Here is a 1,546-nt window from a genome sequence, read left to right as displayed (position 1 = left end):
CTCACTCCCGTATATCGACACAAAGCCCTTACCTGATCCCACACCAAAACCTGTTTCATGCTCCTCTGAATGGCTTTTATGGTGATCTGTCATGCCATCAATCGTCACATTTTCTCCGCTCACATTGATATCTTGACCGGAAAGCAGATGAGAAGCCGTGATTGTGGTCTCTTTGTCTGATTGCGTGATAATGTTTCCCGTCGCCCCAAGGATAGAGGAGACCGTTGTGGTATGCGATTGAGATGTATCAGACGATTTCTCATGCAAAAAGCCACTTGATGACGATTGCGCTTGCTGATCCAAGTGTTCTTGGGCGCCTTTGATGACAATCTTTCCCCCAGAGTGAATGGTAATATCCGCTTGTTTTTGATCTCCTGGTGCTTTCTCTCCTGACGTTTCCTCTGCCTTACCGGCTATGAGCGTCGAGGCGACAACTTCCGTGTTGTTTCCTGAGTCAATGGTAATGCCTTCACCCCCTGTTATGCTTGACCCCACAACTTGGCGCACATCCATCTTGTTATGCTCAGATTTGCTGCTACTAAATGCTCCACCCTCTTTATGGTACGACATCTCATACTGTAAGCTATCCTCTGCATTATTGATGAGAATATCGTTGCTGGCTTTCAGCCCCACCTTGCCATCAGCCGCAATGGAACTACCTGTAATGCTAAGATCATGCGGTTTGCCATCCTGCCCTGCAATGACAGTGGTGTCACCTCCCGATTTTATCGAAGAGCCAACGGCATGAGAGGCTTGCATATCCACTTTCGTGTTTTTGGTGCGAAGATGATACTCCATCTCATCGTTTTTCACCCCTATTGTTACCTCCCCTTGGGCGCCAAGAGCAACATTACCCTTGGCATCTATATCGGAAGCAGCAATATGGATATCTTTTCCAGAGAGAACAGTGGTCTCTTTTCCAGAACTTAAATGAGAGCCATTGTGTAAAGCAACATGAGATGTTTCACTCCCACTCTGATTGTCCATGCTGTTGCGTGTGGCATCAATCGAAACATTCCTCTCAGCTTGCAAGAGAAGTTTATCCTTTGTTTGAACATCAGAGCCTAAAATATTCAAATCTTTTCCAGAGGAAAGCGTTGTTGAGCCTCCAGAGTTGACTTCTGATTTATGATGCATGGTGGCATCACCCTGCTCATCATGGTAATGGGTTTCTGCTGAACCGATCGTCAAGTTGCCTTGTTCTGTAGCCATGGCAAGATCACCTCCGGTAGTGATCCCCACCCCTGAGGCGGTGATATCTTGCTTGGCAATCACGCTCGCATTGCCACCAGCAGAAAGTGCCTCGGTGTTTAATACGGTCTCCACGCCGTCAACCGTTGTGCGCCCTGCATCCAAACGAATATTCTTCTCTGCAAGGATAACAGCATCACCACCCGCCGCAAAATGCCCTCCTTGACTAAAGATATCCCCGCCATGCACATGCAATTGGTGATTTGCCGCAATACGCCCTGAATTGGTTATTGTGGAATTGCTTGTATTTTGGCTGGTGATATTGACATCATCGCCCATGATCAAAGCCCCAGCA

General features: G+C 47.5%; 1 protein-coding gene. It reads right to left on the bottom strand.

What is annotated here, in order from left to right:
- On the bottom strand, positions 1–1,546 hold a 1,546-nt coding region (locus ACFIK1_RS04240; RefSeq protein ID WP_375662163.1), incomplete at both ends, for a hemagglutinin repeat-containing protein.

The organism is Bartonella sp. OC16QHHD, from assembly GCF_042194035.1.
GTDB lineage: Bacteria > Pseudomonadota > Alphaproteobacteria > Rhizobiales > Rhizobiaceae > Bartonella.
The sequence above is the reverse complement of the archived record's forward strand: the minus strand, read 5'-3'. Positions and strand labels throughout refer to the sequence as shown.